The organism is Pseudomonas extremaustralis (assembly GCF_900102035.1).
GTDB classification, from domain to species: domain Bacteria; phylum Pseudomonadota; class Gammaproteobacteria; order Pseudomonadales; family Pseudomonadaceae; genus Aquipseudomonas; species Aquipseudomonas extremaustralis.
The window spans coordinates 5,429,822-5,455,966 of record NZ_LT629689.1; the positions used below are offsets into that span (position 1 = coordinate 5,429,822).

The window sequence follows — 26,145 nt, forward strand, 5'->3', positions numbered from 1 at the left end:
CAGTAGCCACACAACAGAATTCAGCAAAGGTGCTCTATGACAGCAGCCAACGTTTACCAACAACGCCCCACCACCGGGGCCAAGGCCGAGTCCTCGCTGCACCATGCCGACCTCGCCAGCCTGGTCGGCAAGGGCCGCAGGAACGCCGGCGTGACCGTGCGTGAAAAGAAACTTCTCGGCCACCTGACGATTCGAGGCGACGGCCACGATGCCGCGTTCGCCGCCGGCGTGCACAAGGCCCTGGGCATCGAACTGCCCGGCGCCTTGAAGGTGATCGTCAAGGGCGACACCAGCCTGCAATGGCTCGGCCCGGATGAGTGGTTGCTGGTGGTGCCGAGCGGCGAAGAATTCGCCGCCGAACAAAACCTGCGCGCCGCCCTGGGCGATCTGCATATCCAGATCGTCAACGTCAGCGGCGGCCAGCAGATCCTCGAACTCAGCGGCCCGAACGTGCGCGATGTGCTGATGAAATCCACCAGCTACGACGTGCACCCCAACAACTTCCCGGTGGGCAAGGCGGTGGGCACGGTGTTCGCCAAGTCGCAGCTGGTGATCCGCCATACCGCCGAAGACACCTGGGAACTGCTGATTCGTCGCAGCTTCTCGGATTACTGGTGGTTGTGGCTGCAGGACGCCTCGGCCGAATTCGGTCTGAGTGTTCAAGCCTGATATGACGCCCGCCCCCCTCACTTGCGGCCCATACCCCCACCTTGTAGGAGCGAGCCAGCTCGCTTCTACAGGAGTGGGGTGGGTGGTGGGTGAGGCCGGGCTTTGCTTGAGGAGTGACCTGTCATGAGCCGCGCACCCGATACATGGATTTTGACTGCCGACTGCCCCAGCGTGCTCGGCACGGTGGATGCGGTCACCCGCTATCTGTTCGAGCAGGGGTGCTATGTCACCGAGCACCATTCGTTCGATGACCGCCTCTCGAGCCGGTTTTTCATTCGCGTGGAATTCCGTCAGCCCGACGGTTTCGACGAGCAGGCATTCCGCGCCGGCCTGGCCACGCGCGGCGAAGCCTTTGGTATGGTCTTCGAGCTGACGGCGCCGAACTATCGGCCCAAAGTGGTGATCATGGTGTCCAAGGCCGATCACTGCCTCAACGATCTGCTGTACCGCCAGCGCATCGGCCAACTGCCAATGGACGTAGTCGCGGTGGTGTCCAATCACCCCGATCTCAAGCCCTTGGCCGACTGGCACCAGATTCCCTACTACCATTTCCCCCTGGACCCCAACGACAAACCGTCCCAGGAGCGTCAGGTGTGGCAAGTGATCGAAGACACCGGCGCGGAACTGGTGATCCTTGCGCGCTACATGCAAGTGCTGTCGCCGGAGCTGTGCCGCAAGCTCGATGGCAAGGCGATCAACATTCACCACTCGTTGTTGCCGGGGTTCAAGGGCGCCAAGCCGTATCACCAGGCGTACAACAAGGGCGTGAAGCTGGTGGGCGCCACGGCGCATTACATCAACAACGACCTGGACGAAGGCCCGATCATCGCCCAGGGCGTGGAGGTGGTGGATCACAGTCATTACCCCGAGGATTTGATCGCCAAGGGGCGCGATATCGAGGGGCTGACTCTGGCCCGGGCGGTGGGGTATCACATTGAGCGGCGGGTGTTTTTGAACGCCAATCGGACGGTGGTGCTCTGACTGACGCTATCGGGAGCAAGCCCCCTCCCACATGTTGATTTGTGAATACCTTCAAATGTGGGAGGGGGCTTGCTCCCGATAAGGCCCTCATCCACAACGCAAAAACAGCATCTGCAACCCGAGCACTCAACGCGCTGCCTGCCTGGGCAACGCGCTTCCATAAAAACAACAGCGAGGTGAAAGCATGTCTGGTAATCGTGGTGTCGTGTATCTCGGCAACGGCAAAGTCGAAGTACAGAAAATCGACTATCCCAAAATGCAGGACCCCCGTGGCAGGAAGATCGAGCACGGCGTCATCCTGCGCGTGGTCTCCACCAATATCTGCGGCTCCGACCAACACATGGTGCGCGGCCGCACCACCGCCCAGACCGGGCTGGTGCTCGGTCATGAGATCACCGGCGAAGTGATCGAGAAGGGCAGCGATGTCGAAAACCTGAAAATCGGCGACCTGGTCTCGGTGCCCTTCAACGTTGCCTGCGGCCGCTGCCGCTCGTGCAAAGAGCAACACACCGGCGTGTGCCTGACCGTCAACCCGGCCCGTGCCGGCGGCGCCTATGGTTACGTCGACATGGGCGACTGGACCGGCGGCCAGGCCGAATACGTGCTGGTACCGTACGCCGACTTCAACCTGCTGAAACTGCCGGACCGCGACAAGGCCATGGAGAAAATCCGCGACCTGACCTGCCTCTCCGACATCCTCCCCACCGGCTACCATGGCGCGGTCACCGCCGGTGTTGGCCCGGGCAGCACCGTTTACATCGCCGGCGCCGGTCCGGTCGGCCTGGCCGCTGCCGCGTCGGCACGCCTGCTGGGCGCGGCGGTGGTGATCATCGGCGACGTCAACCCGATCCGCCTGGCCCATGCCAAGGCCCAGGGATTCGAAATCGCCGACTTGTCCCTGGACACCCCGCTGCACGAACAGATCGCTGCGTTGTTGGGCGAACCGGAAGTCGACTGCGCCGTTGACGCGGTGGGCTTCGAAGCCCGCGGCCACGGCCACGAAGGCGTCAAGGCGGAAGCTCCGGCAACGGTGCTCAACTCGCTGATGGGCGTGGTGCGCGTAGCCGGCAAGATCGGTATCCCGGGCCTGTACGTCACCGAAGATCCCGGTGCGGTGGATGCCGCTGCGAAAATGGGCAGCCTGAGCATTCGCTTTGGTTTGGGTTGGGCTAAATCCCACAGCTTCCACACCGGGCAAACGCCGGTGATGAAGTACAACCGCCAGTTGATGCAGGCGATCATGTGGGACCGTATCAACATCGCGGAAATCGTCGGCGTGCAGGTGATCAGCCTGGATGACGCGCCCCGTGGCTACGGCGAGTTCGACGCGGGCGTACCGAAGAAGTTTGTGATCGATCCACACAAGTTGTTCAGTGCGGCGTAAAGCCAAATGAAAGGGCGGCCCTCGGGTCGCCCTTTCTGCATCCGGTGGCCTGTAGGAGCGAGCTTGCTCGCGAAAAACCTGAGGCCGCCACGGGGTGTCAGGTGACCGCGTTATCGTTGACGATTTTCGCGAGCAAGCTCGCTCCTACATGGGGTTCCCAGGCGGCTTGGAACAATATGGCGAATCGCCAGTCAAACGCCTGCTTTTGCCCCTATATCCAGAGGTTGTTTCGATGAAGATTTCACGCGGTTTCGCCCTTTCCTGCCTGATCAGCCTGGCCGCCAGTCCGGTGTTCGCCGCCGGGTTCAGCCTCGGCGATGCGGCCAATGCGATTTCCGGCATGCAAGGGGGCAACAACAAAGCTGCCGCCGCCGCACCGTCGTCCGAGACGGCCGGCCTGCTGAGCGCCCTGACCTCGCAACTCAACGTCACCCCCGAACAGGCCGTGGGCGGCACCGGCGCCATGCTGGGCCTGGCCAAGAACAAACTGAGCGGTAACGACTATTCGCAACTGGGCAAGAGCGTGCCGGGGCTCGATCAGTTGTCGGGCAACAATGCCCTGGGCAGCCTCGGCGCCTTGAGCGGCATGCTCGGCCAGACCGGCGGCAGCAAGACCAGCGGCCTGGACAGCCTGCTGGGTAACGTCAAAGACACCAACGACTTGAACACCGCGTTCAGCGCCCTGGGCATGGACAGCGGCATGATCGGCCAGTTTGCCCCGGTGATCCTGCAATACCTGGGCGGCCAGGGCGCCAGCAGTTCCGTGTTGGGCAAACTGGCCCAGGCCTGGGGCACCGGTAATTAAATCTGATGTTCCGCGCGCAGTTGTTCGATGCGCGCGTCCTTCTCCGTCCAGAGCTGGTTGACCCAGTTCTGGACGCTCTGGCGAAACGCCGGGTCGTTCTCGTAATCCCCTTGCCATAAAGCCGGGTCCAGCTCGCGGGTGTGGATATCGATGATCACCTTTGGCACCGCGCCGCTGATCAGGTCCCAGAACCCCGGGATTTTTGCCTGTGGATACACCACGGTCACGTCGAGGACCGCGTCCAACTGCTCACCCATCGCCGCCAGCACAAACGCCACGCCACCGGCCTTGGGCTTGAGCAGGCGGGCGAACGGTGAGGCTTGCTGCGTGCGCTTGGCTTCGGTGAATCGCGTGCCTTCCAGGTAATTGACCACCGTCACCGGCTGGCGCTTGAACAGCTCGCACGCTTGCCGGGTGATCTTCAGATCCTGCCCCGCCAGCTCCGGGTGCCGGGCCAGGAACGCCTTGGTGTAGCGCTTCATGAACGGGTAATCCAGCGCCCACCAGGCCAGGCCCAGGAACGGTACCCAGATCAGTTCTTTTTTCAGGAAGAATTTGAAGAACGGCGTGCGGCGGTTGAGGGCCTGGATCAGTGCGGGGATGTCGACCCAGGACTGGTGGTTGCTGATCACCAGGTAAGAGGTGTCGCGGCGCAGGTCGCTGCCGCCGCGAATGTCCCATTGGGTCGGGATGCACCGCGCGAGGATCAGTTTGTCGATCTCGGCCCAGGTCTCGGCGATCCACATCACCGCCCAGGACGCGTAGTCCCGATAACGGCCGGGGGCCAGCAGTTTGAGCACGGCAAACACCATCAAGGGGCCGAACAGCACCAAGGTGTTGAGCAACAGCAGCAGGGTGACGAAACAGCCGGTGAGCAGGCGGCGCATAAGCAACTCTTGGACTCTGGTGGGCGGGCCATCATAAGAGAGCCGCGTCGAGAGGCCAAATCGCAAATCGCTGCACGAATGTTTCACAATGTGCCGGGTAGGGTGGCAGAACTAACTAAGTGCTGTGTTTGCGGTCTAGAATCCGTCCACTTCTTTCCGAGGAAATCACTTCGTGAAACTGCTCCTTGCCTCGCTCGCCCTGGCGGCCTTGCCGGTCATGGCCGCCGAACCGACCGTCTACGGTCGCTACGAATACATCCAGTTGCCGGAGATCGGCGAAACCTTCAAGGCCAAGATGGATACTGGCGCGCTGACCGCCTCGCTGTCGGCCCGCGACATCGAGACCTTCACCCGCGATGGCGACGAATGGGTGCGCTTCCGTCTCAGCGGCAAGGACGTCAGTAACAAGGTGTATGAACACAAGGTGTCGCGCATCAGCAAGATCAAGAGCCGCGCCGACGAAGACGAGGAGAACGACGAAACCAGCGTGGCCAAGCGCCCGGTCATCGACCTGGAAATGTGCCTGGGCAACATCAAGCGCACCGTCGAGGTCAACCTCACCGACCGCAGCAGTTTCAACTACCCGCTGTTGATCGGCGCCAAGGCCCTGCGTGAATTCGGCGCAGCGGTGAACCCGGCGCGTCGCTACACCGCCAACAAACCGGACTGCTGACGGACCAATCCACACAGATCCGCAGTTGCCCGCCTCACACTGGCGGCTGAGTCTCCAGCATCGAAGGCCGCTGGCCGACCTCGGCATACCAGGCGGCCAGCTTGGGATTGTCCGCGCGCCAGTGCATATCGGGATGGCGGAAATCGAGATAACCCAAGGCACACGCCACGCTGATCGACGCGACATCGAAGTGGCTGGCCAACTCGGCAATGGCGTCCTGCTCCAACTCGGCGAGGGTGCGGCGGATTTTGTTGCGCTGCTCATCGAGCCACGGCGCCCAATGCTTTTCCACCGGACGCAGCGCGCTCTCGTAACGCACCAACACGGCCGCATCCATGATGCCGTCGGCCATCGAGGCCAGAGTCAGACGCCGCCAGCGGGCCGAACCGTCGCGGGGGATCAACGGGTTGCCGACGTGCTGATGGTCGAGATAATCGAGAATCACCCGGCTGTCATGCACCACACTGCCATCGGCCAGACGCAGGGCCGGGATCTTGCCCACAGGGTTGCCCTGCACCAATTGCGCGTCGGGGGCGACCGGTGACGGCATAGAGGCCAACAAGGCCACGCGGTCCTGCTGACCGGTCTCGATCAGCAACACACGGACCTTGCGAACGAACGGCGAAGCGGGATTGTGAAACAACGTCATGCTGGGCACAGACATGGACATTCCTCTGTAGGAGCGAGCGTGCTCGCGAAGAACGTCAACGATAACGCAGCGCATCGGGTTTTACGCAACGCTCTATAACAAGCCCATGCCCTCTGTCCCGTGGGCGTGGTTATTGGCGATGTTGATCCGGGTGGCCAGCCATGGCGGGTTTGGTGATGACTAATCGGTGCTCATGGGGACATTTACTTTGGCTTTGATGAAGGGTACGTCTGGAGATAGGTAGGGTTTGATGAAATTTGCTACTGCTTCTTTTTGTTTGCGTTTGCAGAAGATATTGAGATTCCATTTCACTATTCGCCCAAGGCGTGGGTCAAAGTGACAAAATTTCAAGTCCACTACTTCTCTATTGGTTGCAATTGCTAGTTGTGTGAAATCTTTCCATTCATACACTAAGTGGTGGTGTTGCGTCTGCATCTGTTGGTAGGTTTTAGAGTGCGCCATCGACAAATACATCAGCCCCATACTACCGGGGCCAATCAGAGCACCAATCAAGAATGTCGGGTCAATGGTCGCCAAATAGATAAAAATAATCGCAGCGATCCCGGAAAACCATTTCAGGAATGTTAATGCCCACTTTGGGAAGTCTTTCCATTCGCAGCACTCTATTCCTGAGCGGGTAAAACGATAGGCGAAATTCATTCGTTGGTGGGTCATCGATATTAAAGCGGCATTGACGATAATGAAAAATAGTAGAGTTGATATTGCGTTGAAGACTAGATATTCTTTCGTGCTTCGATATAAAAAAATTGAGCCGGCTGTTATGGCGATGAAGCAAACCCAAAACATCGCGTTGGCTATAAACGTATTGTAGTTGCGCGCACGGATTGTCCATGTCATCAGTTCTGGCTCATTTGCATACTTCCATTGTAGCTGTGGCGGCAGGTCAAGTGGTTTGCTGAAATTAAACATAATAGGGCTCGTTCACTTAATTGGTTTTTTGGGGGGGATTAGTTTTAATGGCTGTATTGCTTTTTGGCTAAGTACAATGCCATCTTCTTCTTTTAGTTCACCACTAAAGGCAGTGTTAAGCCGGTCTGCTTCACTTGTGGACCATCCAAACGCCACCCGAAATATATAACCACGGCCATCCCCTCGTTGAAGCACCCCAGGCGGATACTTGATCTCGAGTTCAAGGATTGGATCGTCTATAGGTGTGCCAATCCACACCTGCCAAAGTCGATGTTGTTCGGTTTCGGTATAAGTGAAATCGGCCGGATTGGGTTTGCCGCCAGGGCTGTTGGGCAGTTGTCCAAGCTGTGTTGGATCAACCCAATTGCCATTGAGAAATTGCTCGTAAAAACCAATGGGCATGGCTCGCAGCCTATTCTCGGAGCGCAATTAGTCAGTGCTCATGGGGACATTTACCTTGGCTTTGATGAACGGTACGCCTGGAGATAGATAGGGCTTGATGAAGTTTGCTACCGCTTCTTTTTGTTTGCGTTTGCAGAAGATATTGAGATTCCATTTCACTATTCGCCCAAGGCGTGGATCAAAGTGACAAAATTTCAAGTCCACTACTTCTCTATTGGTTGCAATTGCTAGTTGTGTGAAATCTTTCCATTCATACATTAAGTGATGGTATTGCGTCTGCATCTGTTGGTAGGTTTTAGAGTGCGCCATCGACAAATACATCAGCCCCATACTACCGGGTCCAATCAGAGCACCAATCAAGAATGTCGGGTCAATGGTCGCCAAATAGATAAAAATAATCGCAGCGATCCCGGAAAACCATTTCAGGAATGTCAATGCCCACTTTGGGAAGTCTTTCCATTCGCAGCACTCTATTCCAGAGCGGGTAAAACGATAGGCAAAATTCATTCGTTGGTGAGTAACACTCAGAAGAACAAGTAACATCAGAGAAAAAAAGAAAATGCACGAAGATATACGCCAGGATTGACTCATGCCCTCGTAAACCGAGTACATAATCAATGTTGCTCCGAGTATTACGGTAGCCATAAATGAAAACATTAGATTGGCAACAAATGTGTTGTAGTTGCGCGCGCGGATTGACCATGTCATCAGTTCTGGCTCATTTGCATACTTCCACTGAAGTTGTGGCGGAAGGTCAAGTGCTTTGTCGAAATTAAGCATAATGGAACTCGTTCATTTAATTGGTTTTTTTGGAGGGATTAGTTTTAGCGGCTGTGTCGCTTTTTGGCTAAGCACGATGCCATCTTCTTCTTTTAGTTCACCACTAAAGGCAGTGTTAAGCCGGTCTGCTTCACTTGTGGACCATCCAAGCGCCACCCGAAATATATAACCGCGCCCATCCCCTCGTTGAAGCACCCCAGGCGGATACTTGATCTCGAGTTCAAGGATGGGATCGTCTATAGGTGTGCCAATCCACACTTGCCAAAGTCGGTGTTGTTCGGTTTTGGTATAAGTGAAATCGGCCGGATTGGGTTTGCCGCCGGGGCCGTTGGGCAGTTGTCCAAGCTGTGTTGGATCAACCCAATTGCCATTGAGAAATTGTTCGTAAAAACCAATGGGCATGGCTCGCAGCCTATTCTCGGAGCGCAAAAACGTGGTTTCGATCATGGCCGGTTGCAAGGTCACTTCTTCGCCCGCCACCGCAATAGGCAACTGGATCTGGACCCAGAACCCCAGCCATGTTCTCGGCGTACTACCGCCACCGTGATACAAGGCTCTTGCCAAAACGCTGGGGCGTTGCAGGGTTTCCAGTAAGGCGTACGTCTGTTTTTTATGCCCCTCGTCGCCCAGCCATTTAGGTTCTGCTCCGCGTCCCCAATTGCAGCGGTATAACCGTAGGCGCAGCCCTTCGCGTTTGTAGCGGTTGGCAGCCATGGAGATTATTAAATATGCGATTCCCAAAACCGCCAAAATGATCGTTACGGGAGTGGACATCACCCAAGCAAAGCCAAACCAATAGCCAAGACCTGCGCCGACTAGTTGAATGGATGCGGTAATTGACATTCCAATGACCACACCAAATTTTGCCCAAAGTAACGTGTTTTCTTCTTCACTGGTGGCCGAACTGGCATCCTCGGAAATCTGCCAAGCCTCCAACCCCGCCGCAATCGCCCCAAAAGCCGCCCAAGTCACAGTCCGTAAAATCAAACTTTTTGAAGCAGCTGCAAATTCATGTGCAACTGCTGCTTGAGCGCTACCACGTGAAGCTGCTTTGGCTTCGTTTAACCATTCGGTATATCCCGCTTGAGCCAGACTGAAAGTTTTACTACCAACCTCAGCCACCATCTTCCCCGCCCGACTCCAAGCCGGCCCCACCCACAACGCCACAATCGCGTTCGCCGTATACGCCGCATTCGCGCCCATCACCCGCCATTCTTGCGCCGTAAACCGTCCGTCGTTCGCGGCGTTGTTCGCGCTTTCGAACAGGTTCCACAGGTTCAAGCCCACCAGTAAAACCGGCAGGGCGTTGCCCAGGTTCTGGTTTATCCAGGCGTGGGTGCGGACGCTGTAGGCGTGGGTTCCGGCTACTTTCAGTTGGGCCTTCACTTCCGATGGCCCCAGGTCGGCGAGCCATGTGTTGATTGTCCACGGGTCGATACCCAGGCGTGTGCTGCCGGAGGCTTTGGCGGTGATTTGATTGGGGCGGTCCAGCCAGAGGATTTTCAGTTGCGCTTCGTGGTTTTGCAGGGCGTGGCGCGCGGTGCGGTGGTTGTGGGCGTGGCCGGGACGGCTGAGGATTTGGCGGGTGATGTCGATTTTGTCGTGCAAGGCCTTCACTTCTCGCAGCCATGCCTGGAAGTCGCGCTGGTAGGTGGGGTTGAAGGTCAGTTGGGTCGAGCTGGCAATTTCGGTGGAGAACAGCACCTGGGTGGCGGCGAGGGTCAGTGCCAGGTGCTGTTTCATCGCCGGTAACAACGCGCTGCTCAGTCTGTGCCAGGCATAGCGGGCGTGGTCGTTGGCGACGTCGATCAGGGTGTTCATGGTGGCTTTGGCGACGCTGCTCATGGCCTGATAGACCGCGCTGTGCTTGACCGTCTCGAGGTCGAACACGGCTTTGATTTCGGTGCTGCGGGTGACGAGGCTGGTGGCGTCGCCGGCGGAGGTGGGCGACAGGGCTGGGGAAGTGCCATCGCCCTCGCGGCCCAGGGCGTCGAGGCTGCCGGTGGTGCTGAAGTTGTGGGTCACTTGCCTGATCAACGCGGCGATTTCCGGGTTGAAGTTGAACAGTGCCAGGCCAAACAGGCGGGTCGGCGTTTTGGCTTGCTCGCACAACCACTGTTGCCCGGCCTCGGCGTTACCCAGTGCGGTGTAGAGGGCGTGGGCCGTTTCCATCAGCAGGCTGGCTTGACCGGCTTCGCACGGGTCGTGGTAGACGGCTTCGGCGTGGGGGGCCAGTTGATCGAGCCAGGTGATCAGGTCGGCTTCACTGCGTTGGATATGTTGCTGCAACTGCAAGGCTTCGCGGGTGGTCTGGCTCAGGTACTGCTGCACTTCATCGAACCGCACATCCTCGCGCCACAAACGTCTGGCGTACCATTCATCGAGCGCGGTGCGCCAGGCCGTTCGCTCGGGCAGTGTTCCCCATCGGGCAATGAAACGTTGGTGGGCAGCACTCATGATCGAGGCGCCCGCCCACTCGGCCAGGTTGGATTCAAAGCCCGGGACATGGTCCTTGCCGCGCTGTACTTGATCATGGGCGTCCAGCAGCATGTACAGGTCGTCGGTGTAGGCCTGGCGTTGGAGGGGGTCAGTGATGGCCTTTGGAATCAATGCTTTGACGTCGAGGCCGCATAAGTTCTGCACGGCAAAGGCGCTTTGCAGGGTGTGTTGGTGCAGGGCCTCGAACTGGCTTTGCTCCATGAGCCGGCCGATCAGGTTCATGTTCAGGTCGTCGACCAGCGCCAAGGGGTCGTCCAGCGCGACGAACAGGGCGGTGTCCTGCGCCGGAACCCGGCCGCGCACCAGGGCGGCCTCGAAGGCCGGCTTGAACGGCGCGTCGGCGCTGGTGGGCTGGGTGGGTAACAGCGTGCTGGTGAAGGTCGGGGCCGTTTCGCCCCAAGCCAGGATGTCCGCCACGCTGTCGCCCAGTTCGGTGATGGGCGCGCCGTGGTCGATGTGGGCCTGGGTGCAGTAGGCCGGCAGGTCGACCTTGCGCATCCATTGGGTCTGCTGGGTTTCGTGGCTGCGTATCAGCTCGCACAGGCGCAGGGTCCATTGCACGGGGGAATAGGCGATATGCAGTTGGCTGTCGCGGGGGTAGAGCAGGTAAGGACGGGCCGCTCCCGGATGGTCGGGGTCGTCGTTGTCGGGCCAGGTGTGAGGGATGAACATCTCCCCCTGGACCTCATACTCATGCAGGATTTTGGCGCTGCTGTCCCACACATACACCCAACCGTCGCGCAGTTGGCGCAGGGTGTAACTGCGGCTTTTCAAGGGCGGCAAGGTACTGCCGGACCAGTTGGCGGGTAGCGGATGAGGGCCTTGGGCGCTGCCTTTTTCCGGTGACTCATCCAGGGCATATCGCACCGGGAAAATCGCCACTTCCTTTTGCATCAACGGGCACTGGCCACGGGTCATGGAGACGTTCTGGAATTCCTGGTTGCGGTAGGCCTGTCTGAGTTGGGCGGGGGTTGCGGGTGGACTCATCACACTTCCTCGTTGATCTCGATGACCATAGATGGTTAGGCGGCATAAATGACGTTGCCCGATGGGCGAGTTCATCAAACCTTTATCAAGTGCCGTGCCAACTTAATAAATAGCCATATGGATCAACTGCTTATAAGGAGCTGTATGAAGTTTCCTTCAGCGTTATCCAGGAAAAGTTGTAATAAGTGTGCAACTTCTTGCGCAGTGGCTGGCAACTTCTTGCGCACTTAGTTGCAGCCGCTTGTATATAAGCCCTGTAGCGATCTATCCACAGGGTTATTCACATTTAAGTGTGCAAGAAGTTGCCATCGGCAGGGGGCGTTGCGGTAAAAGAGTTGGGGGTAAAGTGGCGAAGTTTTTCGCGGGTAAGTTCACCCCCGCAGCAGTTTGTAGACCCCAATGACGGCGGGAATACCCAACCCGACCCAGCTGAGCGAATCCCACACCCCGTCCCCCAACAGTGCGGCAAACAACCCGGCGGCGCTGAGCACGCCGATGCCCAGCGGAATGCCAAACACTTTCCAGAAATTCGACGGACGTGGCTTCATGCCTTGCCCGCCTTGCGTCTGACGATCCACAGGTACAGCCCGCTGCCCAGCACGATAAGGGTCAGCCCATCCAACACCGCCCACAGGATCTTCATCGGCATGCCGCCGTAGTCGCCAAAGTGCAGCGGCTGGGACATACCCATGGCGTCCATGTACCAGGGCCGTTCGCCGACGGCGGTGACGGCCAGGGTGCCGGCGTCGATCAGCACCGGGGTGAGCAGGTGCGCGGTCAGGTGGGTGCTGCCTTTCATGAACACCGCGTAGTGGTGCTCGCTGGAAAAGCGCGTGCCGGGAAAGGCGATAAAGTCCGGCTGCATGCCGGGCGCGGCCTTGGCGGCGATGTTCAGCAGATCGCTGGCCGGTGCGCGTTGGGTCAGCGGCGGGGCGTTTTTGTAGGGTTCGACCATCGCGCTGAGGCTGTCGGTGCGCCAGGCGGCGATGATCAGATCGGCACAGGCGCTGATCACGCCGGTCACGCCCACCACCAGCGCCCAGGTCAACGTGACCACGCCGATCAGGTTATGCAGGTCGAGCCAGCGCACGCGGTTGGATTTGTCCTGGCGCACGCTGGCGAATTTCAAGCGGCGCATGAACGGCAGGTACAGCACCGTGCCCGAGACCAGCGCGACCACAAACAGCAGGCCCATGAACGCCAGCAGCAGCTTGCCCGGCGGGCCGGCGAACATATCCACATGCAGGCGCAGCAGGAACAGCGTAAAGCCGCCGTTGGCCGACGGCATCTCGACTGCTTCACCGCTGCGCGCGTCGAGCATGAAGGTGTGGGAGGCGTTGGGTTCGGTGCCGGCGGTGGCGGCCATGATCGCGATCACGCCGTTTTTATCGTCTTCGTCCCAGGCCAGGTATTGCAGGGCTTCGCCGGGGCGATGGGCCTGGGCCTTGGCCACCAGTTGCTCAAGGTTCAGTTGCGGTGTATCGGCGGGCATCGGCGCCAGTTGTGGCTCGTTGCCCAGCAAGTGATCGATCTCGTGGTGAAACACCAGCGGCAGCCCGGTGAGGGCGAGCAGCAGCAGGAACAGCGTGCAGATCAGGCTGGTCCAGGTGTGGACAAAGGACCAGCGGCGCAGGGTGGAGCTTTTCATGTTCTAGCCTTCGGACATGCCAAGGCCGCCCAAGGGGCGGCCCGCTGGTTAACCCCGTGGGTTACCACTGGTAGGTGGCACTGGCGACGACGCTGCGTTGGTCGCCGAAGTAGCAGTAGCTGCCATCGCAGGTGGACAGGTAGTCCTTGTTGAACAGGTTGGTGGCGTTCAGTTTCACCGACGCACCTTTGAGGCTGTTGTCCAGGCGGCCCAGGTCGTAATGCACCGCGCCGTCGAACACCGTGTAGGCATTGGCCTTGCCCAGCCAGGTGTTGGCCTGGTCGCCATAGGTATTGCCGGTGTAGCGGGCGCCGAAGCCGATGCCCAGACCGTCGAGCACGCCGGTGTGCCAGGTGTAGTCGGTCCACAGCGAGGCTTGCTGATTGGGCATCAGTTGCAGGCGGTTGCCTTTGTAGATACCGGTCTGCACCTCGGACTTGGCCAAGGTGTAGGCGGCGATGACTTTGAGGTTCTCGGTCACGTCAGACACCGCTTCCAGCTCCAGGCCCTTGACCTTCACTTCGCCGGCCTGGTCGGTGATCGACTGATTGCCCGCGCCGATCCGGGTCACCAGCACGTTTTTCTGGGTCAGGTCGTAGACCGCCGCACTCAGCAGCGTATTGGAGCCGGGCGGCTGGTACTTGATCCCCAGTTCCCATTGCTGGCCTTCGGTGGGCTTGTACGACTTGACCGGGTCGACACTGGCGTTGCTCGCCGGCTGGAAGGATTCGGCGTAGGACAGGTACGGCACAAAACCGGAATCGAATACATAGCTCAGCGCCGCGTTGCCGCTGAAGTTCTTGCTGCGGTCCGTGTTGGTCGCATCCAGTTTGTTGAAGTAGGTAGTGCCCTGGTGCACCCAGTCTTCGCGTCCGCCCAGGGTCAGGCGCCAGTTGTCCAGGGCCATCTGGTCTTGGGCGTAGAGGCCGGTCTGTACGGTTTTCTGGTTGTAGTCGTAATACGCATCGCCGGTCGGGCGCACCGTTGGCACGCTGTTGACCGGGTTGAAAATATTGATGCTCGACGCAGTGCCGTAGATCGTCCGGAACGAGGTATCGGTGCGCTGGTGATCCAGGCCGAGCAGCACGGTGTGGGTGATATCGCCGGTGGCGAAGTCGGCCTGGAAGTGATTGTCCAGCGCGAACTGACCGATGTTCTCGTCAACGTTGGTGGTCGAGCGACTGATGGTGCCCGCAGCGTCCGCCGGGGAGTAGGCATAGGAACCCACGGTCAGTTGCTGGAAGGACAACTCCGACTTGGTGTAGCGCAGGTTCTGCTTGAACTGCCAGGTGTCGTTGAAGCGGTGTTCGAAGGCATAGCCCAGCGCGTAGTAGGTGCGGTCGTAGAACTCGTAGTCAGGATCGCCGAGGTTCTTGTGGTGGGAGATCTCGCCCAGGGGCGATTTGATCTTGGTGCCCTGGATCGGCAGGAACTGGCTGGTGGTGCCGGTATCGTCGCGGGTGAACTGCGAGAGCAGGGTCAGCTTGGTGTCGGTGTCGATGTTCCAGGTCAGGCTGGGGGCGATGTTGTAGCGCTTGTTGTCGATATGGTCGACCTGGGTGCCGGCGTCGCGCACCACCCCGCTGACGCCATAGAGGAACCGGCCGTCGTCGTCGATCTTGCCGGTGCTGGCGAAGTTGATCTGGCGATAGTTGTCACTGCCGTATTGCACCTGGATGGCATGGCTCGACTCTGCGCTGGGACGGCGGCTGACCATGTCCAGCAGGCCGCCCGGCGGGGTCTGGCCATACACCGACGACGCCGGGCCGCGCAGCAGGGCGATGCGGTCGAGGTTCCAGGTTTCGGCTTTCGGGTTGGCATACACGCCGCGTGGCAACGGCAGGCCGTCGAGGAACTGGGTGGGCTCGAAGCCACGCACGCGCATCCAGTCGTAGCGGGTGTCGCTGCCGTAGCTGGCGGACACGATGCCGGGCATGTATTTGACTGCGTCATCCAGGTTCTGCACGTTGCGGTCCTGCATCTGCTCGCGGGTGGCCACGGAGATCGAGCGCGGCGCTTCCACCAGGGCGGTGTCGGTCTTGGTGCCGGCGGCGGTGCGCGTGGCCAGGTAGCCCTGGACCGGGCCCCAGGCGCTTTCCTGTTGGCCTGCCTGGCCGGTGATGTTGGTCGCCGGCAGCGCCATGACGCCCTCCGGAATCGCCACCAACGTAAACGTCCCCGCGCTGCTCTGCTCCAACTGCAGCCCGGTACCCCGCAGGGCTTCGCGCAACGCGCCTTGGGCATCGAACGGCCCCTGCACCGGTGCGGAAGTCTTGCCCGAGGCCAGGGCCGGGTTGAGGGTCAGTGCCAGCCCGGCCTGGCTGGCGATCTGGTTCAAGGTGCCGGCCAAGGGCGCCGCCGGTAGGTTGTAGGCACGCACGCTGGAGGCTTGTTCGGCGGCGATCAGCAAGGGGCTGGCCAGCGGGGCGCCGAGGGCAATGGCCACGGCTAACAGGCTGGGGCGCAACAAGGTGTCTAGCGTGCGGGACATGGGTAGCTCCTGAATAGAAGTAATTCGCAATTACCCCTGTGCCGAACGAGATCCGCAAAGTGATAGGGCCAGATGAAAATAAATTCTATTTAGCGCGGATGGGGGGAGGCGGTTACCGGTTTGGAGCAACGCTTGTGGGTACGAATCATCTCGGTCCCACAGGTTTTTCAGGCCAATCCCATAGCCCTGAAAACGTTGGCCTACAGAAGCGTCCTGTTTTTTACGCATCAAGCCTCGAGCGGTTGACCCTGCCAGTTTGGCTATCTAGGTTCCCGACCTACCGTACCCAACAAAAAAGGCGCGCACCTGTCGGGAAAGCCTGCGGCACGTGTCACGGCGCTGGACCGCCTGAGCGTCGAGGAAGAGAACCATGACCACACAAGCCCTCGTGCCACACGAACTGGACACGAAAAAACTTTGGGACAGCACCGTCGAACTGTCTACCTGCAAGCGCATAACCAGCCATGACGGCAGAAATCCGAAGACCACCATCGTAGTACCGATACTGACCTGTCGCTGCCTATGGAAAAGGTTTCAACGAGAAGCCGAAGACTGGATCGCCCCCGGCGGCGTACTCATCGCCGATCCACAGGCACGTAACCGCAGGATCAATGCGGCATATGCGCAGTTGTGGCTGGCGGATAACCGCTTTCAATGGGCGGGGTTGGCGGCGTTTGCGTCCAAGCAGGTGGGGTGTGGGTTGCTGCATGCCGTCACGCTGGATGAACGCATCGAAGCGGAAAAAAGGGCTTATCAACAACTCAGAGACAAAGCGCCCCAGGACCTGCTTGACCGCCGAAGGCTCATCAACATCCGCCCAAAATCCGAAGAATGGCACGCGTGGGACCAGGCCAGGCAGCAGAACCCGCTTCCCCAGGCGAGCAATCCACTGCTGGGTGGCGCGGTTGCGACATTACAGGACCAGTTGAAGTACGTTCATGAAATGCTGGCGCTTGGGAATACCGCGCTGTTTCTGGATGTTTATCCGTTGCATCGGTTTTATATGGTGCGTGGGTTTGAGGAGATGCAGACATGTTTGGAGGACCGCAACAGTCTGAAAGATGAAGTAATTTGGCCGATTGCGGATAAAGTTGAGTTCGGTGCGTTTCAAACCGAGGTGTCCGATAGCTTTCGAGCAATCGAATCAGGAAATATTGCTAAAGGGGTGGATTATATGGCGGCCCATGAACAGCTCAATATTCTTCAGCCTGCCATGTATGATGACCCCGATTTCGCGAAACTTATGCAAGGCACTCAGGCGGGTGATGTTCTATCTATCGTGACTGGGCTATTCACGGGCATCTCAGAAGAGATCCAGCTCACGTTAGCCAGCCAGTGCAAAGTCACCGACGATCGTAGGGTTTCATTCTCAAGCAATCCTTTTGCAAACCTTGCAGACAAAAACCAGCGGATGGAATTTGTTGGACGCGCTGCCACCCAATTTGACCAGTTACTGAAGAATCCGATAACGCGGGCTCAGCTTGAGCGTTCGATTTTTGAAATTTCTACTGGTATGGATATAAAACCATGACGCCCTTAAAGCGCAAGTTGTTGTTCTTGCTATCCGTACTTGCGGTACTTGCTTTTTATTTGTTCTATTCCAATCGCGCGTTAAATACGCTCCGCGTACATGTTGGAAAGCCTTATGAAGAAGTTATACGAGACTCGACGTTTTCTGTAAAAGCCAACACTGTTATCTACCCCAGCGAACCACCACGCCCGAGCTCGACCTGGATCACCAGCCCGGTTGTTATACAGTACGACGATCCAAACTATGGCTTCACTTTACCCGCCACTAAATTTGGTGCAATCACTTACGGAGATGGAAAAGTCATAGGCATTACAACCTCTCCGATGCTGGAAATGCTGTCCTTCAGTGAGCTTGTACCTCTTCTCGAAGAGATTCAGTCGCGCCTGAAAAGGTCCGGCTGGACACCGCAATATCCCAATAAACTCACTTGGCTGCCCACCACCACCGAGCAGCAAAAAACCGCCCTGCAAGATGAATTATTCAATGAGGTGGGTCTCGTTTTGCTTGGCATACCGCAAAAATACACACTCGCAATCAACATCAAATGCTTCAAGCGATGCAACGAGCGCAATCCTGCGACGGCAAAATATTTAATTGATATCAGCATGGGAAGAAATTACTTCCGCGAATGAGTCAGGAAATATCGTAAAGGAGGGGATTTTATGGCAGCCCATGAACAGCTCAATATTTTTCAGTCGGCCATGTATGAAGTGCCCGATTTTGCGAAACCCATGAATCCGATAACGCGGGCCCGGCCTAAGCGTTCGATTTTTGAAATTTCTATTGGTCTGGATATAAAACCATGATGCCCCCAAAGCGCTGGCTACTGATCTTGCTGCCCATACTGGCATTCCTTGCTTTGTATTTGTTCTATTCCAATCGCGCGTTAAATACGCTCCGCGTACATATCGGAAAGCCTTATGGCGAAGTTGTACGAGACTCGACGTTTTCCGTAAAGGCCAACACCGTTATCTCCCCCAGCGAACCACCACACCCCGGTTCAACCTGGATCACCACCCCGGTTGTTATACAGTACGACGACCCGAATTATGGCTTCGTCTTACCCGCTACTATATTTGGTGCAATCAGTTACGACGATGGAAAAGTCTCAAACATTACAACCTCTCCCATGGTGGAAATGCTGTCCTTCAGTGAGCTTGTACCTCTTCTCGAAGAGATTCAGTCGCGCCTGAAAAGGTCCGGCTGGACACCGCAACATCCCAATAAACTCACTTGGCTGATCACCACCACCGCGCAGCAAAAAACCGCCCTGCAAGATAAGTTATTCAAGCAGGTGGCCATCGTTTTGCTTGGCATACCGCAAAAATACACACTCGCAATCAACATCAAATGCTTCAAGCGATGCAACGAGCGCAATCCTGCGACGGCAAAATATTTAATTGATATCAGCATGGGAAGAAATTACTTCCGCGAATAAATGGGCTTTCTGTGTGTTGTTCAAACGGTCAGTCACGCGGTGGATGTAAGCGTGGACGGCATTCCACAACCGATAAACAGCGCTGGCTACCCATTCCCCGCGCCGGAAGGCCCAAGGTCAGTTTGGCGCCTTCATTGCCACGCTCACCCACCACGGCGTGTGCTGTTCGATCTGTACCGGCAGGGTCGGCAGCAGGGCGTTGAGCGCGAGGGTGGTGTCGTGCAGCGGGAAGCTGCCGGTGATGCGCAGGTCGGCAACGCGTTTATCCACACCCAGGTAACCGCTGCGGTAGCGGCCCAGTTCGGCCACTACGTCGGCCAGGCGCGCGTTGTCCACCACCAGCATGCCGCGCGTCCAGGCGTCGGTGCCGGGCGGGACGGCCAGCAGCGGGCCGAGGCCTTTGCTGTGCATCAGCACTTGCTCGCCTGCCTTGAAGATCTGTTCCTGCGCCAGCGCTTCAGGCTGGGCGCCCACCGCCGATTGCAGCACGCTCAGGCGCGTGGCATCGGCTTCGCGCTTGACGATAAACCGCGTGCCCAGCGCCCGCAGGCTGCCGTCGCGGGTTTGCACGTAGAACGGGCGCGCATCGTTGTGGCCGGTCTCGACGAGGATTTCGCCTTCCTGCAACACGATCAACCGGCGCTGTTCATCGAAACGCACGTCGATGGCGCTGTGGGTGTTGAGGTTGATCCGAGTGCCGTCCGCCAGTGTCAGTGTGCGTTGCTCGCCGGTGGCGGTGCGCTGGTCGGCCAGCCAATAGTGGATCGGCACGTAGCGTTCGCCGGCCAACAACGCCAGGCCGCACACCAGCGCGATACTCGCCAGGCCGCTGCCGAGCTTGCGCACGCGCCGGCGAATGCCTTCGCGCGACTGCAGCAGCGCCGCCCGCGCCGGGCCCGAGGCCACGCTGACGCGCTGGTCGAGCAGGCCCAGTTGGCGCCAGGCGCGGGCATGTTCTTCATCGCTGGCCAACCATTGGCTGAAGGCTTCGCGCGCCACCAGGTCGCCGTCGCCCGAGTCGAGGGACAACTGCCAGGCAATCGCCGCATCCAACACGCGGGCCGACACCGGTTTGGCGTTGATCGCGGTCATAGCGGCTCGCCATACAGGGCGATGTAGCACTGGCGGATGCCTTGGGCGAGGTACTGGCGCACCCGCGGCACCGACACGCCGAGACGCTGGGCGATGTCCGCGTGGCCCAGGCCGTCGACGCGGTTATAGAGGAACGCGGCGCGGGCCTTGCTCGACAGCTTGCCAAGCAGACGGTCGATGGCCTTGAGGTCTTCGAGGATCAATTGCTGGTCTTCCGGCGAAGGCTGTTCGCTTTCCGGGATCAGCATCAATTCGTTGAGGTAGGCCTGTTCCAGGGCGGCGCGGCGGAAGTAATCGAATAGCAGGCCCTTGGCGATCGCCAGCAGGAAGGCGCGCGGTTCGCGGGGTTCGCGCAACTCGTCGCGGCCCAGCAGGCGCATGAACGTGTCCTGGCTCAAGTCTTCGGCGCGGCTGGGGCAGGCTACGTTGCGGCGCAGCCAGGCCAGCAACCAGCCACGATGGTCGCGATACAACGCGCCAACACGCTCACTGTGTGGGTTCTGGACCAACGACAAGGCATCACCGAATAAACAAGGGGTTTAAACTAACGAGAATTATTCGCGATTGTGTCAGAGGCGTGGGATGGGCGCAATTGGCGTCGGTCGGGAGAGGCCATTAAAACGAGGGCGCTTGTTTACGGCGTTTCCATTGGCTCAACCGTTCTTGCAACGTCTGAGGCGTGTCGATGTGCTGCTGACGTGCGCGGCTGAACAGGATCAACATCAGCTCCGCCGTGGCCAGGGCATCGGCGCTGGCGTGATGACGTTCGCCCACTTGCAGGTTGAAGTACTCGATCCAGTCATCCAGCCCGGCGTCGCGGATCGGCGCCTGGGGGCACAGCATCGGGGCGATTTCGGCCACATCCAGAAACGGATGGGCCAGTCGATAACCCAGGCTGTCCTTGAGTGCCCGGCCGAGCATGTGTTGATCGAAGCGGGCATGGAAGGCCAGCAGCGGGCTGTCGCCGACGAATTCCATGAACTCCAGCAGCGCTTGCACCGGGTCGCTGCCGGCGGCGATGGCGCTGGGGCCCAGGCCGTGGATCAGGACGCTGGGGCTGAGCTTGGTTTCGGCGCGGTGCAGGGTGCGCTCGAACAGTTGGGAAAAATCCACCGCGCCGTCCTCGATCACCACGGCACCGATCGATAGCACTTGGTCGCGGTTGAGGTTCAGGCCGGTGGTTTCCAGGTCCACCACTACCCAACGCTGGCTGCGCAACGACCCGTCGCCGAGGGCGGTGGGTTTGGGCAATTGCGCCAGGCGCTGTTGTTGGGTGGCGTCGAGCCGGGGTTTGGCCGCACGCAGCCAGCCGAACCAGCTCACAGCTGGTACCGCAACGTCAGGCTGCTTTGCAGGCGCTGGGCCTGGCGCAGGGATTCGCGCAGGATACGTCGGTCCAAGTGGTTGAGGCTGTCGGGGTCGACCCGGTTGGAATACGGCAGGTTTTCGCGGGTCTGCAATTGATGTTGCTGCATGCGGGTCTGCTGGATGAAGTGGTAGGCCTCTTCATAGGCGGCGCCGTCCAGCGGCTCGATCACTTCCTTGACCACCAGTTGGCGCAGGCGCTCCAGGGTATTGATGGCGTGGACATCGTGGGCCAGGGCCAGCAGGCGGGCGCCGTCGACGAAGGGCGTGAGGCCTTGCACCTTGAGGTCCAGCGTGGCCTTTTCCGCACCTTTGCGCGTCAGCACGAACTCACGGAAGCGCCCCACCGGCGGGCGTTGGCGCAAGGCGTTCTCCGCGAGCATGCGCTGGAACAGGGGGTTGTCCGCGACTTGGTCGAGAATGCCCTGGCGCAGTTGTTCACAGCCCTGCTCATCGCCCCACACCACCCGCAGGTCGAAATAGATGGTCGACCCCAGCAGGTTCTCCGGCGTGGCTTCGCGGATGAACGCCGCAAACCGTCGCGCCCATTCGGCCCACGACAGGCACAACTCGGGGTTGCCGGCCATGATGTTGCCCTTGCACAGGGTGAAGCCGCACTGCGCCAGGCTCTGGTTGATCTGCTGCGCCAGGGGCAGCAGGCGCGCGCGAATCTCGGCGGCTTCGGCGGCGTCCTTGGCCTCGAACAGGATGCCGTTGTCCTGGTCGGTGTACAGCGTCTGCTCGCGCCGACCTTCGCTGCCGAAACACAGCCAGCTGAATGGCACGCCGGGATCGCCTTTGTCGGCGAGGGTCAACTCGATCACCCGGCACACGGTGTGATCGTTGAGCAGGGTGATGATGTGGGTGATCTGGGTCGACGACGCGCCATGGGCAAGCATGCGCTCGACCAACTGGCCGATCTCGCCGCGTATCGCCACCAGGTTCTCCACCTTGGGCGCATTGCGGATGGTGCGGGCCAGGTGCACCAGGTCGACCCGCTGCAGGGAAAACAAGTCACGCTCGGACACCACGCCACACAGGCGCTGGTCTTTGACCAGGCACACGTGGGCGATATGCCGCTCGGTCATGGCGATAGCGGCGTCGAACGCGCTGTGGTCCGGCGAGAGGAAGAACGGCCCATGGGTCATGTGCCCGTCGATCGCCTGGGTGAAATCGCTGGTGCCGTCGGCCACCACCTGGCGCAAGTCGCGCAGGGTGAAAATCCCCAGGGGCGCCTTGTGTTCATCGACGATCACAATGCTGCCCACTTGCTGCTCATGCATCAGCGTGACCGCTTCGCGCAGCGGCGTCTGCGGGCCGCAGGTGACCGGGTGGCGCATGGCCAATTCGCCCAGGCGGGTGTTCAGGGAATATTGGGTGCCGAGGGTTTCCACGGCTTTTTGCTGCACTTGCTGGTTGACCTGGTCCAGCAGGCTACTGACGCCCCGCAGGGCGAAATCGCGAAACGGGCTGGACAGGGCAAACAGCTTGATGAACGCCGGTTTGTTCAGTTGCAGGCAGAACGTGTCTTCGGCGGCTTTGTGCTCGGTACGGGTCGCGCGTTCGCCCAGCAACGCGGCGAGGGGGAAGCACTCGCCGGTGGTGATTTCAAAAGTGGTCTCGGCAGAGTCCGGCCGTTCGCCGATAACCCGGCCCTGCTTGACGATGTAAAAGTGCTCCACCGGCCCGCCCGACGGCTTGAGGATGCTCTCGCCGGGGGCATAGAAACGCAATTGGCACTGCTCGACCAGAAAGGCCAGGTGCGCATTTTCCATCTGGTTGAAGGGTGGGAAGCGTTGCAGGAACTGCAGGGTGCCGTGAATGTTCTGCAGTACGGCGGTTTTTCCCGCCTGGGTGAAGGCATCAGCTTTACTCATAACAGTGACCGCGATTTTTTTGTCGTTATCGTTCTCCATGGTCGACTCCTGCGCGGTAGGTGCCCATTGGACGTAAGTCTAGGTCGATGAGAACAGGGTAAAACTCAGGAAAAACCTTACAAGGTTATGGCTCGAACCCCGTAGAACGCCCACTAGGCAAACTTTCCGACGAAGTGCACATTGTTCGCACTTCCGCGATGTCTGACGAGTGTGCCGGGAGATTGATGAGAATTGCCGAGAACCGTATGTCCGACCACGATATTTTGAGCGATGCCGAGCGCGAGGCGCTCAGCGCTGTGATGCTGGAGCCTGGTTTGCCGCCACAACGGGTGTTGATTGTCGATGACGACAAAGACTCGCGTGACCTGCTGGCGCAAATCCTCGACCTGGAAGGGATTTGCTGCGTCACCGCCGACAGTGGCGAGGCCGCGTGGAGCCTGTTGAAGTCGAGCAGCTCCATTGGCTTGCTGATCACCGACCTGCGCATGGTGCCGAGCAACGGCCTTGAGCTGATCCGCCAGGTTCGCGAATCCTCGCGGGCGGCGTTGCCGATCATCGTCATGTCCGGGGACGCTGAAGCTCCGGATGTGATCGATGCGATGCATTTGAGCGTGGTGGACTTTTTGCTCAAGCCGATCGATAGCGCGAAGTTGGCGAAGATGATCAAGCAGGAGTTGGGGATGACGAAGTAAAACCCGCCTACAAAAAAAGCCCTGATCTCACGATCAGGGCTTTTTTAACTGTAGGAGCGAGCTTGCTCGCGAAGAACCCATAGGCAACGCGGGCTATCTGATAGCACTGCGTTATCGTCAACGGCCTTCGCGAGCAAGCTCGCTCCTACAGGGGCAGCGTTTAGTTACAGGCCATTCTTGGCCTTGAACTCGCGACGCCTGCGGTGCAATACCGGCTCGGTATAACCGTTAGGCTGTTTGGTCCCTTCAATCACCAACTCGACCGCCGCCTGGAACGCGATATTGCTATCGAAATCCGGTGCCAGCGGACGGTACAGCGCATCCCCGGCATTCTGACGGTCCACTACCGGCGCCATGCGCTTGAGGCTTTCCATCACCTGATCCTGAGTGACCACGCCGTGGCGCAGCCAGTTGGCAATGTGCTGGCTGGAGATACGCAGGGTGGCGCGGTCTTCCATCAGGCCGATGTCGTTGATGTCCGGCACCTTCGAGCAGCCGACGCCCTGGTCGATCCAGCGCACCACGTAGCCGAGGATGCCCTGGGCGTTGTTGTCCAGTTCGTTGCGGATTTCTTCCTCGGACCAGTCGGTGTTTTTCGCCAGGGGAATGGTGAGGATATCGTCCAGCGACGCGCGCTCGCGCTTGGCCAGTTCGGCCTGGCGGGCGAATACGTCGACCTTGTGGTAGTGCAGCGCATGCAGCGCCGCCGCGGTGGGCGACGGCACCCAGGCGGTGTTGGCGCCGGCCAGTGGGTGGGCGATTTTCTGTTCGAGCATCGCGGCCATCAGGTCGGGCATGGCCCACATGCCTTTACCGATCTGCGCACGGCCTTGCAGGCCGGTGGCCAGGCCGATATCGACGTTCCAGTTTTCGTAGGCGCCGATCCACTTCTCGGACTTCATGGCCGCCTTGCGCACCATCGCGCCGGCTTCCATGGAGGTGTGGATTTCATCGCCGGTGCGGTCGAGGAAGCCGGTGTTGATAAACACCACGCGCTCGCTGGCAGCCTTGATGCAGGCCTTGAGGTTGACCGTGGTACGGCGCTCCTCGTCCATGATCCCGACTTTGAGCGTGTTGCGCGGCAGGTTCAGCACGTCTTCGATACGACCGAACAGCTCGTTGGTGAACGCCGCTTCTTCCGGGCCGTGCATCTTCGGTTTGACGATGTAGACCGAACCGGTACGGCTGTTCTTGCGGCTGCTGTTGCCGTTGAGGCTGTGGATCGCCGCCAGGCTGGTGAGCAGGCCGTCGAGGATGCCTTCCGGGACTTCGTTGCCGTCTTTGTCGAGGATCGCGTCGATGGTCATCAAGTGACCCACGTTGCGCACGAACAGCAGCGAGCGACCGTGCAGCGTCACGTCCCGGCCATCCACGCCGGTGTAGACGCGGTCGGGGTTCATGGTGCGGGTGAAGGTCTTGCCGCCCTTGGCCACTTCTTCGGCCAGGTCGCCTTTCATCAGGCCGAGCCAGTTGCGGTAGATCACCACTTTGTCGTCGGCATCGACGGCGGCCACGGAGTCTTCACAGTCCATGATGGTGGTCAGCGCGGCTTCCATCAGCACGTCTTTGACACCGGCAGCGTCGGTCTGGCCGACCGGGGTGCTGGCGTCGATCTGGATTTCGAAGTGCAGGCCGTTGTGCTTGAGCAGGATCGCAATCGGTTGGGCCGTGTCGCCCTGGAAGCCGATCAACTGGGCGTCGTCGCGCAGGCCGCTGTTGCTGCCACCCTTGAGGCTGACCACCAGCTTGCCGTCAATGATCTTGTAGCCGGTGGAATCGACGTGGCTGCCGGCGCTGAGCGGCGCGGCTTCGTCGAGGAAAGCGCGGGCGAAGGCGATGACCTTGTCGCCACGCACCTTGTTGTAGCCCTTGCCCTTCTCGGCGCCGTCGGCTTCGCTGATGGCGTCGGTGCCATACAGCGCGTCGTACAGCGAGCCCCAGCGCGCATTGGAGGCGTTGAGGGCGAAGCGGGCGTTCATCACCGGCACGACCAGCTGCGGGCCGGCCATGCGGGCGATCTCATCGTCGACGTTTTGGGTCGAGGCCTGGAAATCTGCGGCTTCTGGCAGCAGGTATCCGATATCTTGCAGGAAGGCTTTGTAGGCCACCGGGTCATGGGCCTGGCCCGCGTGGGTCTGGTGCCAGGTGTCGATCCGCGCCTGGAAATCATCGCGTTTGGCGAGTAGGGCTTTGTTCTTCGGTGCCAGGTCATGGATGACCTTGTCGGCACCGGCCCAGAACTGCTCGGCAGTGACGCCGGTGCCGGGAATGGCTTCGTTATTCACGAAGTCGAACAGGACTTTGGCGACCTGCAGGCCACCGACTTGAACGTGTTCAGTCATCTCTTGCCTCACTCTGCGGAGCT

24 protein-coding genes are annotated in these 26,145 nt (G+C 59.5%); 10 read left to right on the plus strand and 14 right to left on the minus strand.

The window, feature by feature from the left end:
* Window positions 1–36 precede the first annotated feature (36 nt).
* The 4 genes from BLR63_RS25015 (at window position 37) to BLR63_RS25030 (ending at window position 3,839) form a co-directional block, all read left to right on the plus strand.
* Window positions 37–669 (plus strand): sarcosine oxidase subunit gamma, encoded by a 633-nt coding sequence (locus BLR63_RS25015; RefSeq protein ID WP_010565993.1) that lies wholly within the window; start codon window positions 37–39, stop codon window positions 667–669.
* Window positions 670–792: 123 nt separating this feature from the next.
* Complete coding sequence (gene purU / locus BLR63_RS25020; RefSeq protein ID WP_010565994.1) at window positions 793–1,650, plus strand: formyltetrahydrofolate deformylase; 858 nt, start codon at window positions 793–795, stop codon at window positions 1,648–1,650.
* A 184-nt stretch (window positions 1,651–1,834) separates the two neighbouring features.
* Complete coding sequence (gene fdhA / locus BLR63_RS25025; protein WP_010565995.1) at window positions 1,835–3,034, plus strand: formaldehyde dehydrogenase, glutathione-independent; 1,200 nt, start codon at window positions 1,835–1,837, stop codon at window positions 3,032–3,034.
* A 232-nt stretch (window positions 3,035–3,266) separates the two neighbouring features.
* Complete coding sequence (locus BLR63_RS25030) at window positions 3,267–3,839, plus strand: DUF2780 domain-containing protein (RefSeq protein ID WP_010565996.1); 573 nt, start codon at window positions 3,267–3,269, stop codon at window positions 3,837–3,839.
* Here the strand turns inward: BLR63_RS25030 and BLR63_RS25035 are convergent.
* Window positions 3,836–4,726 carry an acyltransferase gene (locus BLR63_RS25035; RefSeq protein WP_010565997.1) on the minus strand — a complete coding sequence of 297 codons (891 nt, stop codon included), beginning with the start codon at window positions 4,724–4,726 and terminating at the stop codon, window positions 3,836–3,838. The genes BLR63_RS25030 and BLR63_RS25035 overlap by 4 nt on opposite strands.
* 172 nt (window positions 4,727–4,898) lie before the next feature.
* Here BLR63_RS25035 and rloA2 point away from each other — a divergent pair, with 172 nt between their 5' ends.
* Complete coding sequence (gene rloA2, locus BLR63_RS25040) at window positions 4,899–5,399, plus strand: retropepsin-like aspartic peptidase RloA2 (RefSeq protein WP_010565998.1); 501 nt, start codon at window positions 4,899–4,901, stop codon at window positions 5,397–5,399.
* 34 nt (window positions 5,400–5,433) lie between these two features.
* On the opposite strand, the gene BLR63_RS25045 is transcribed toward rloA2, so the two are convergent.
* The 8 genes from BLR63_RS25045 to BLR63_RS25070 form a co-directional block, all read right to left on the minus strand.
* Window positions 5,434–6,063 carry a glutathione S-transferase gene (locus BLR63_RS25045; RefSeq protein ID WP_010565999.1) on the minus strand — a complete coding sequence of 210 codons (630 nt, stop codon included), beginning with the start codon at window positions 6,061–6,063 and terminating at the stop codon, window positions 5,434–5,436.
* Between the two features lie 165 nt (window positions 6,064–6,228).
* Window positions 6,229–6,978, minus strand: coding sequence for a hypothetical protein (locus BLR63_RS25050; RefSeq protein WP_010566000.1), 750 nt, complete (start codon window positions 6,976–6,978; stop codon window positions 6,229–6,231).
* 12 nt (window positions 6,979–6,990) lie between these two features.
* The gene (locus BLR63_RS31350; protein WP_130926133.1) at window positions 6,991–7,380 is read right to left on the minus strand and encodes a hypothetical protein; all 390 of its coding nucleotides are present in this window, start codon (window positions 7,378–7,380) and stop codon (window positions 6,991–6,993) included.
* A gap of 27 nt (window positions 7,381–7,407) precedes the next feature.
* Window positions 7,408–8,160 carry a hypothetical protein gene (locus BLR63_RS31985; RefSeq protein WP_010566001.1) on the minus strand — a complete coding sequence of 251 codons (753 nt, stop codon included), beginning with the start codon at window positions 8,158–8,160 and terminating at the stop codon, window positions 7,408–7,410.
* Window positions 8,161–8,172: 12 nt separating this feature from the next.
* The gene (locus tag BLR63_RS25060) at window positions 8,173–11,646 is read right to left on the minus strand and encodes a T6SS effector BTH_I2691 family protein (protein WP_083365972.1); all 3,474 of its coding nucleotides are present in this window, start codon (window positions 11,644–11,646) and stop codon (window positions 8,173–8,175) included.
* 371 nt (window positions 11,647–12,017) lie between these two features.
* Window positions 12,018–12,194: a hypothetical protein gene (locus BLR63_RS31580; protein ID WP_010566287.1), complete on the minus strand. Its 177-nt coding sequence runs from the start codon at window positions 12,192–12,194 to the stop codon at window positions 12,018–12,020.
* Window positions 12,191–13,294, minus strand: coding sequence for a PepSY-associated TM helix domain-containing protein (locus BLR63_RS25065; RefSeq protein WP_010566288.1), 1,104 nt, complete (start codon window positions 13,292–13,294; stop codon window positions 12,191–12,193). The genes BLR63_RS31580 and BLR63_RS25065 overlap by 4 nt, the downstream gene beginning before the upstream one ends.
* A gap of 61 nt (window positions 13,295–13,355) precedes the next feature.
* The gene (locus tag BLR63_RS25070; RefSeq protein WP_010566289.1) at window positions 13,356–15,785 is read right to left on the minus strand and encodes a TonB-dependent siderophore receptor; all 2,430 of its coding nucleotides are present in this window, start codon (window positions 15,783–15,785) and stop codon (window positions 13,356–13,358) included.
* Window positions 15,786–16,155: 370 nt separating this feature from the next.
* Here BLR63_RS25070 and BLR63_RS25075 point away from each other — a divergent pair, with 370 nt between their 5' ends.
* Genes BLR63_RS25075 through BLR63_RS25085 form a run of 4 tightly spaced genes read left to right on the plus strand, consistent with a single transcriptional unit; the run spans window position 16,156 to window position 18,754 of the window.
* A complete protein-coding gene (locus BLR63_RS25075) occupies window positions 16,156–17,316 on the plus strand; it encodes a DUF2515 family protein (protein ID WP_010566290.1) in 1,161 nt (386 codons plus the stop codon).
* Window positions 17,313–17,948 carry a hypothetical protein gene (locus tag BLR63_RS25080; RefSeq protein WP_010566291.1) on the plus strand — a complete coding sequence of 212 codons (636 nt, stop codon included), beginning with the start codon at window positions 17,313–17,315 and terminating at the stop codon, window positions 17,946–17,948. Before BLR63_RS25075 ends, BLR63_RS25080 begins: the two co-directional genes overlap by 4 nt.
* Window positions 17,949–17,978: 30 nt before the next feature.
* On the plus strand, window positions 17,979–18,122 hold the full coding sequence (locus tag BLR63_RS31360; protein ID WP_156791910.1) for a hypothetical protein: 144 nt from the start codon (window positions 17,979–17,981) through the stop codon (window positions 18,120–18,122).
* Window positions 18,119–18,754, plus strand: a complete 636-nt coding sequence (locus BLR63_RS25085) for a hypothetical protein (protein ID WP_010566292.1) — start codon at window positions 18,119–18,121, stop codon at window positions 18,752–18,754. The genes BLR63_RS31360 and BLR63_RS25085 overlap by 4 nt, the downstream gene beginning before the upstream one ends.
* 117 nt (window positions 18,755–18,871) lie before the next feature.
* Here BLR63_RS25085 and BLR63_RS25090 read toward each other — a convergent pair whose 3' ends face one another.
* The 4 genes from BLR63_RS25090 to BLR63_RS25105 all read right to left on the minus strand — a co-directional run bounded on the left by BLR63_RS25090 (window position 18,872) and on the right by BLR63_RS25105 (window position 23,088).
* Window positions 18,872–19,846 carry a FecR domain-containing protein gene (locus tag BLR63_RS25090; protein ID WP_010566293.1) on the minus strand — a complete coding sequence of 325 codons (975 nt, stop codon included), beginning with the start codon at window positions 19,844–19,846 and terminating at the stop codon, window positions 18,872–18,874.
* A complete protein-coding gene (locus BLR63_RS25095; RefSeq protein ID WP_010566294.1) occupies window positions 19,843–20,361 on the minus strand; it encodes an RNA polymerase sigma factor in 519 nt (172 codons plus the stop codon). Before BLR63_RS25095 ends, BLR63_RS25090 begins: the two co-directional genes overlap by 4 nt.
* Window positions 20,362–20,461: 100 nt before the next feature.
* On the minus strand, window positions 20,462–21,169 hold the full coding sequence (locus tag BLR63_RS25100; protein WP_010566295.1) for a 3'-5' exonuclease: 708 nt from the start codon (window positions 21,167–21,169) through the stop codon (window positions 20,462–20,464).
* Window positions 21,166–23,088, minus strand: a complete 1,923-nt coding sequence (locus BLR63_RS25105) for a putative nucleotidyltransferase substrate binding domain-containing protein (protein WP_010566296.1) — start codon at window positions 23,086–23,088, stop codon at window positions 21,166–21,168. The genes BLR63_RS25100 and BLR63_RS25105 overlap by 4 nt, the downstream gene beginning before the upstream one ends.
* Before the next feature lie 245 nt (window positions 23,089–23,333).
* Between BLR63_RS25105 and BLR63_RS25110 the strand changes: the two genes are divergently transcribed.
* Window positions 23,334–23,780, plus strand: coding sequence for a response regulator (locus BLR63_RS25110; protein ID WP_010566297.1), 447 nt, complete (start codon window positions 23,334–23,336; stop codon window positions 23,778–23,780).
* A 164-nt stretch (window positions 23,781–23,944) separates the two neighbouring features.
* On the opposite strand, the gene BLR63_RS25115 is transcribed toward BLR63_RS25110, so the two are convergent.
* The gene (locus tag BLR63_RS25115; RefSeq protein ID WP_010566298.1) at window positions 23,945–26,122 is read right to left on the minus strand and encodes a malate synthase G; all 2,178 of its coding nucleotides are present in this window, start codon (window positions 26,120–26,122) and stop codon (window positions 23,945–23,947) included.
* Window positions 26,123–26,145: the final 23 nt, after the last annotated feature.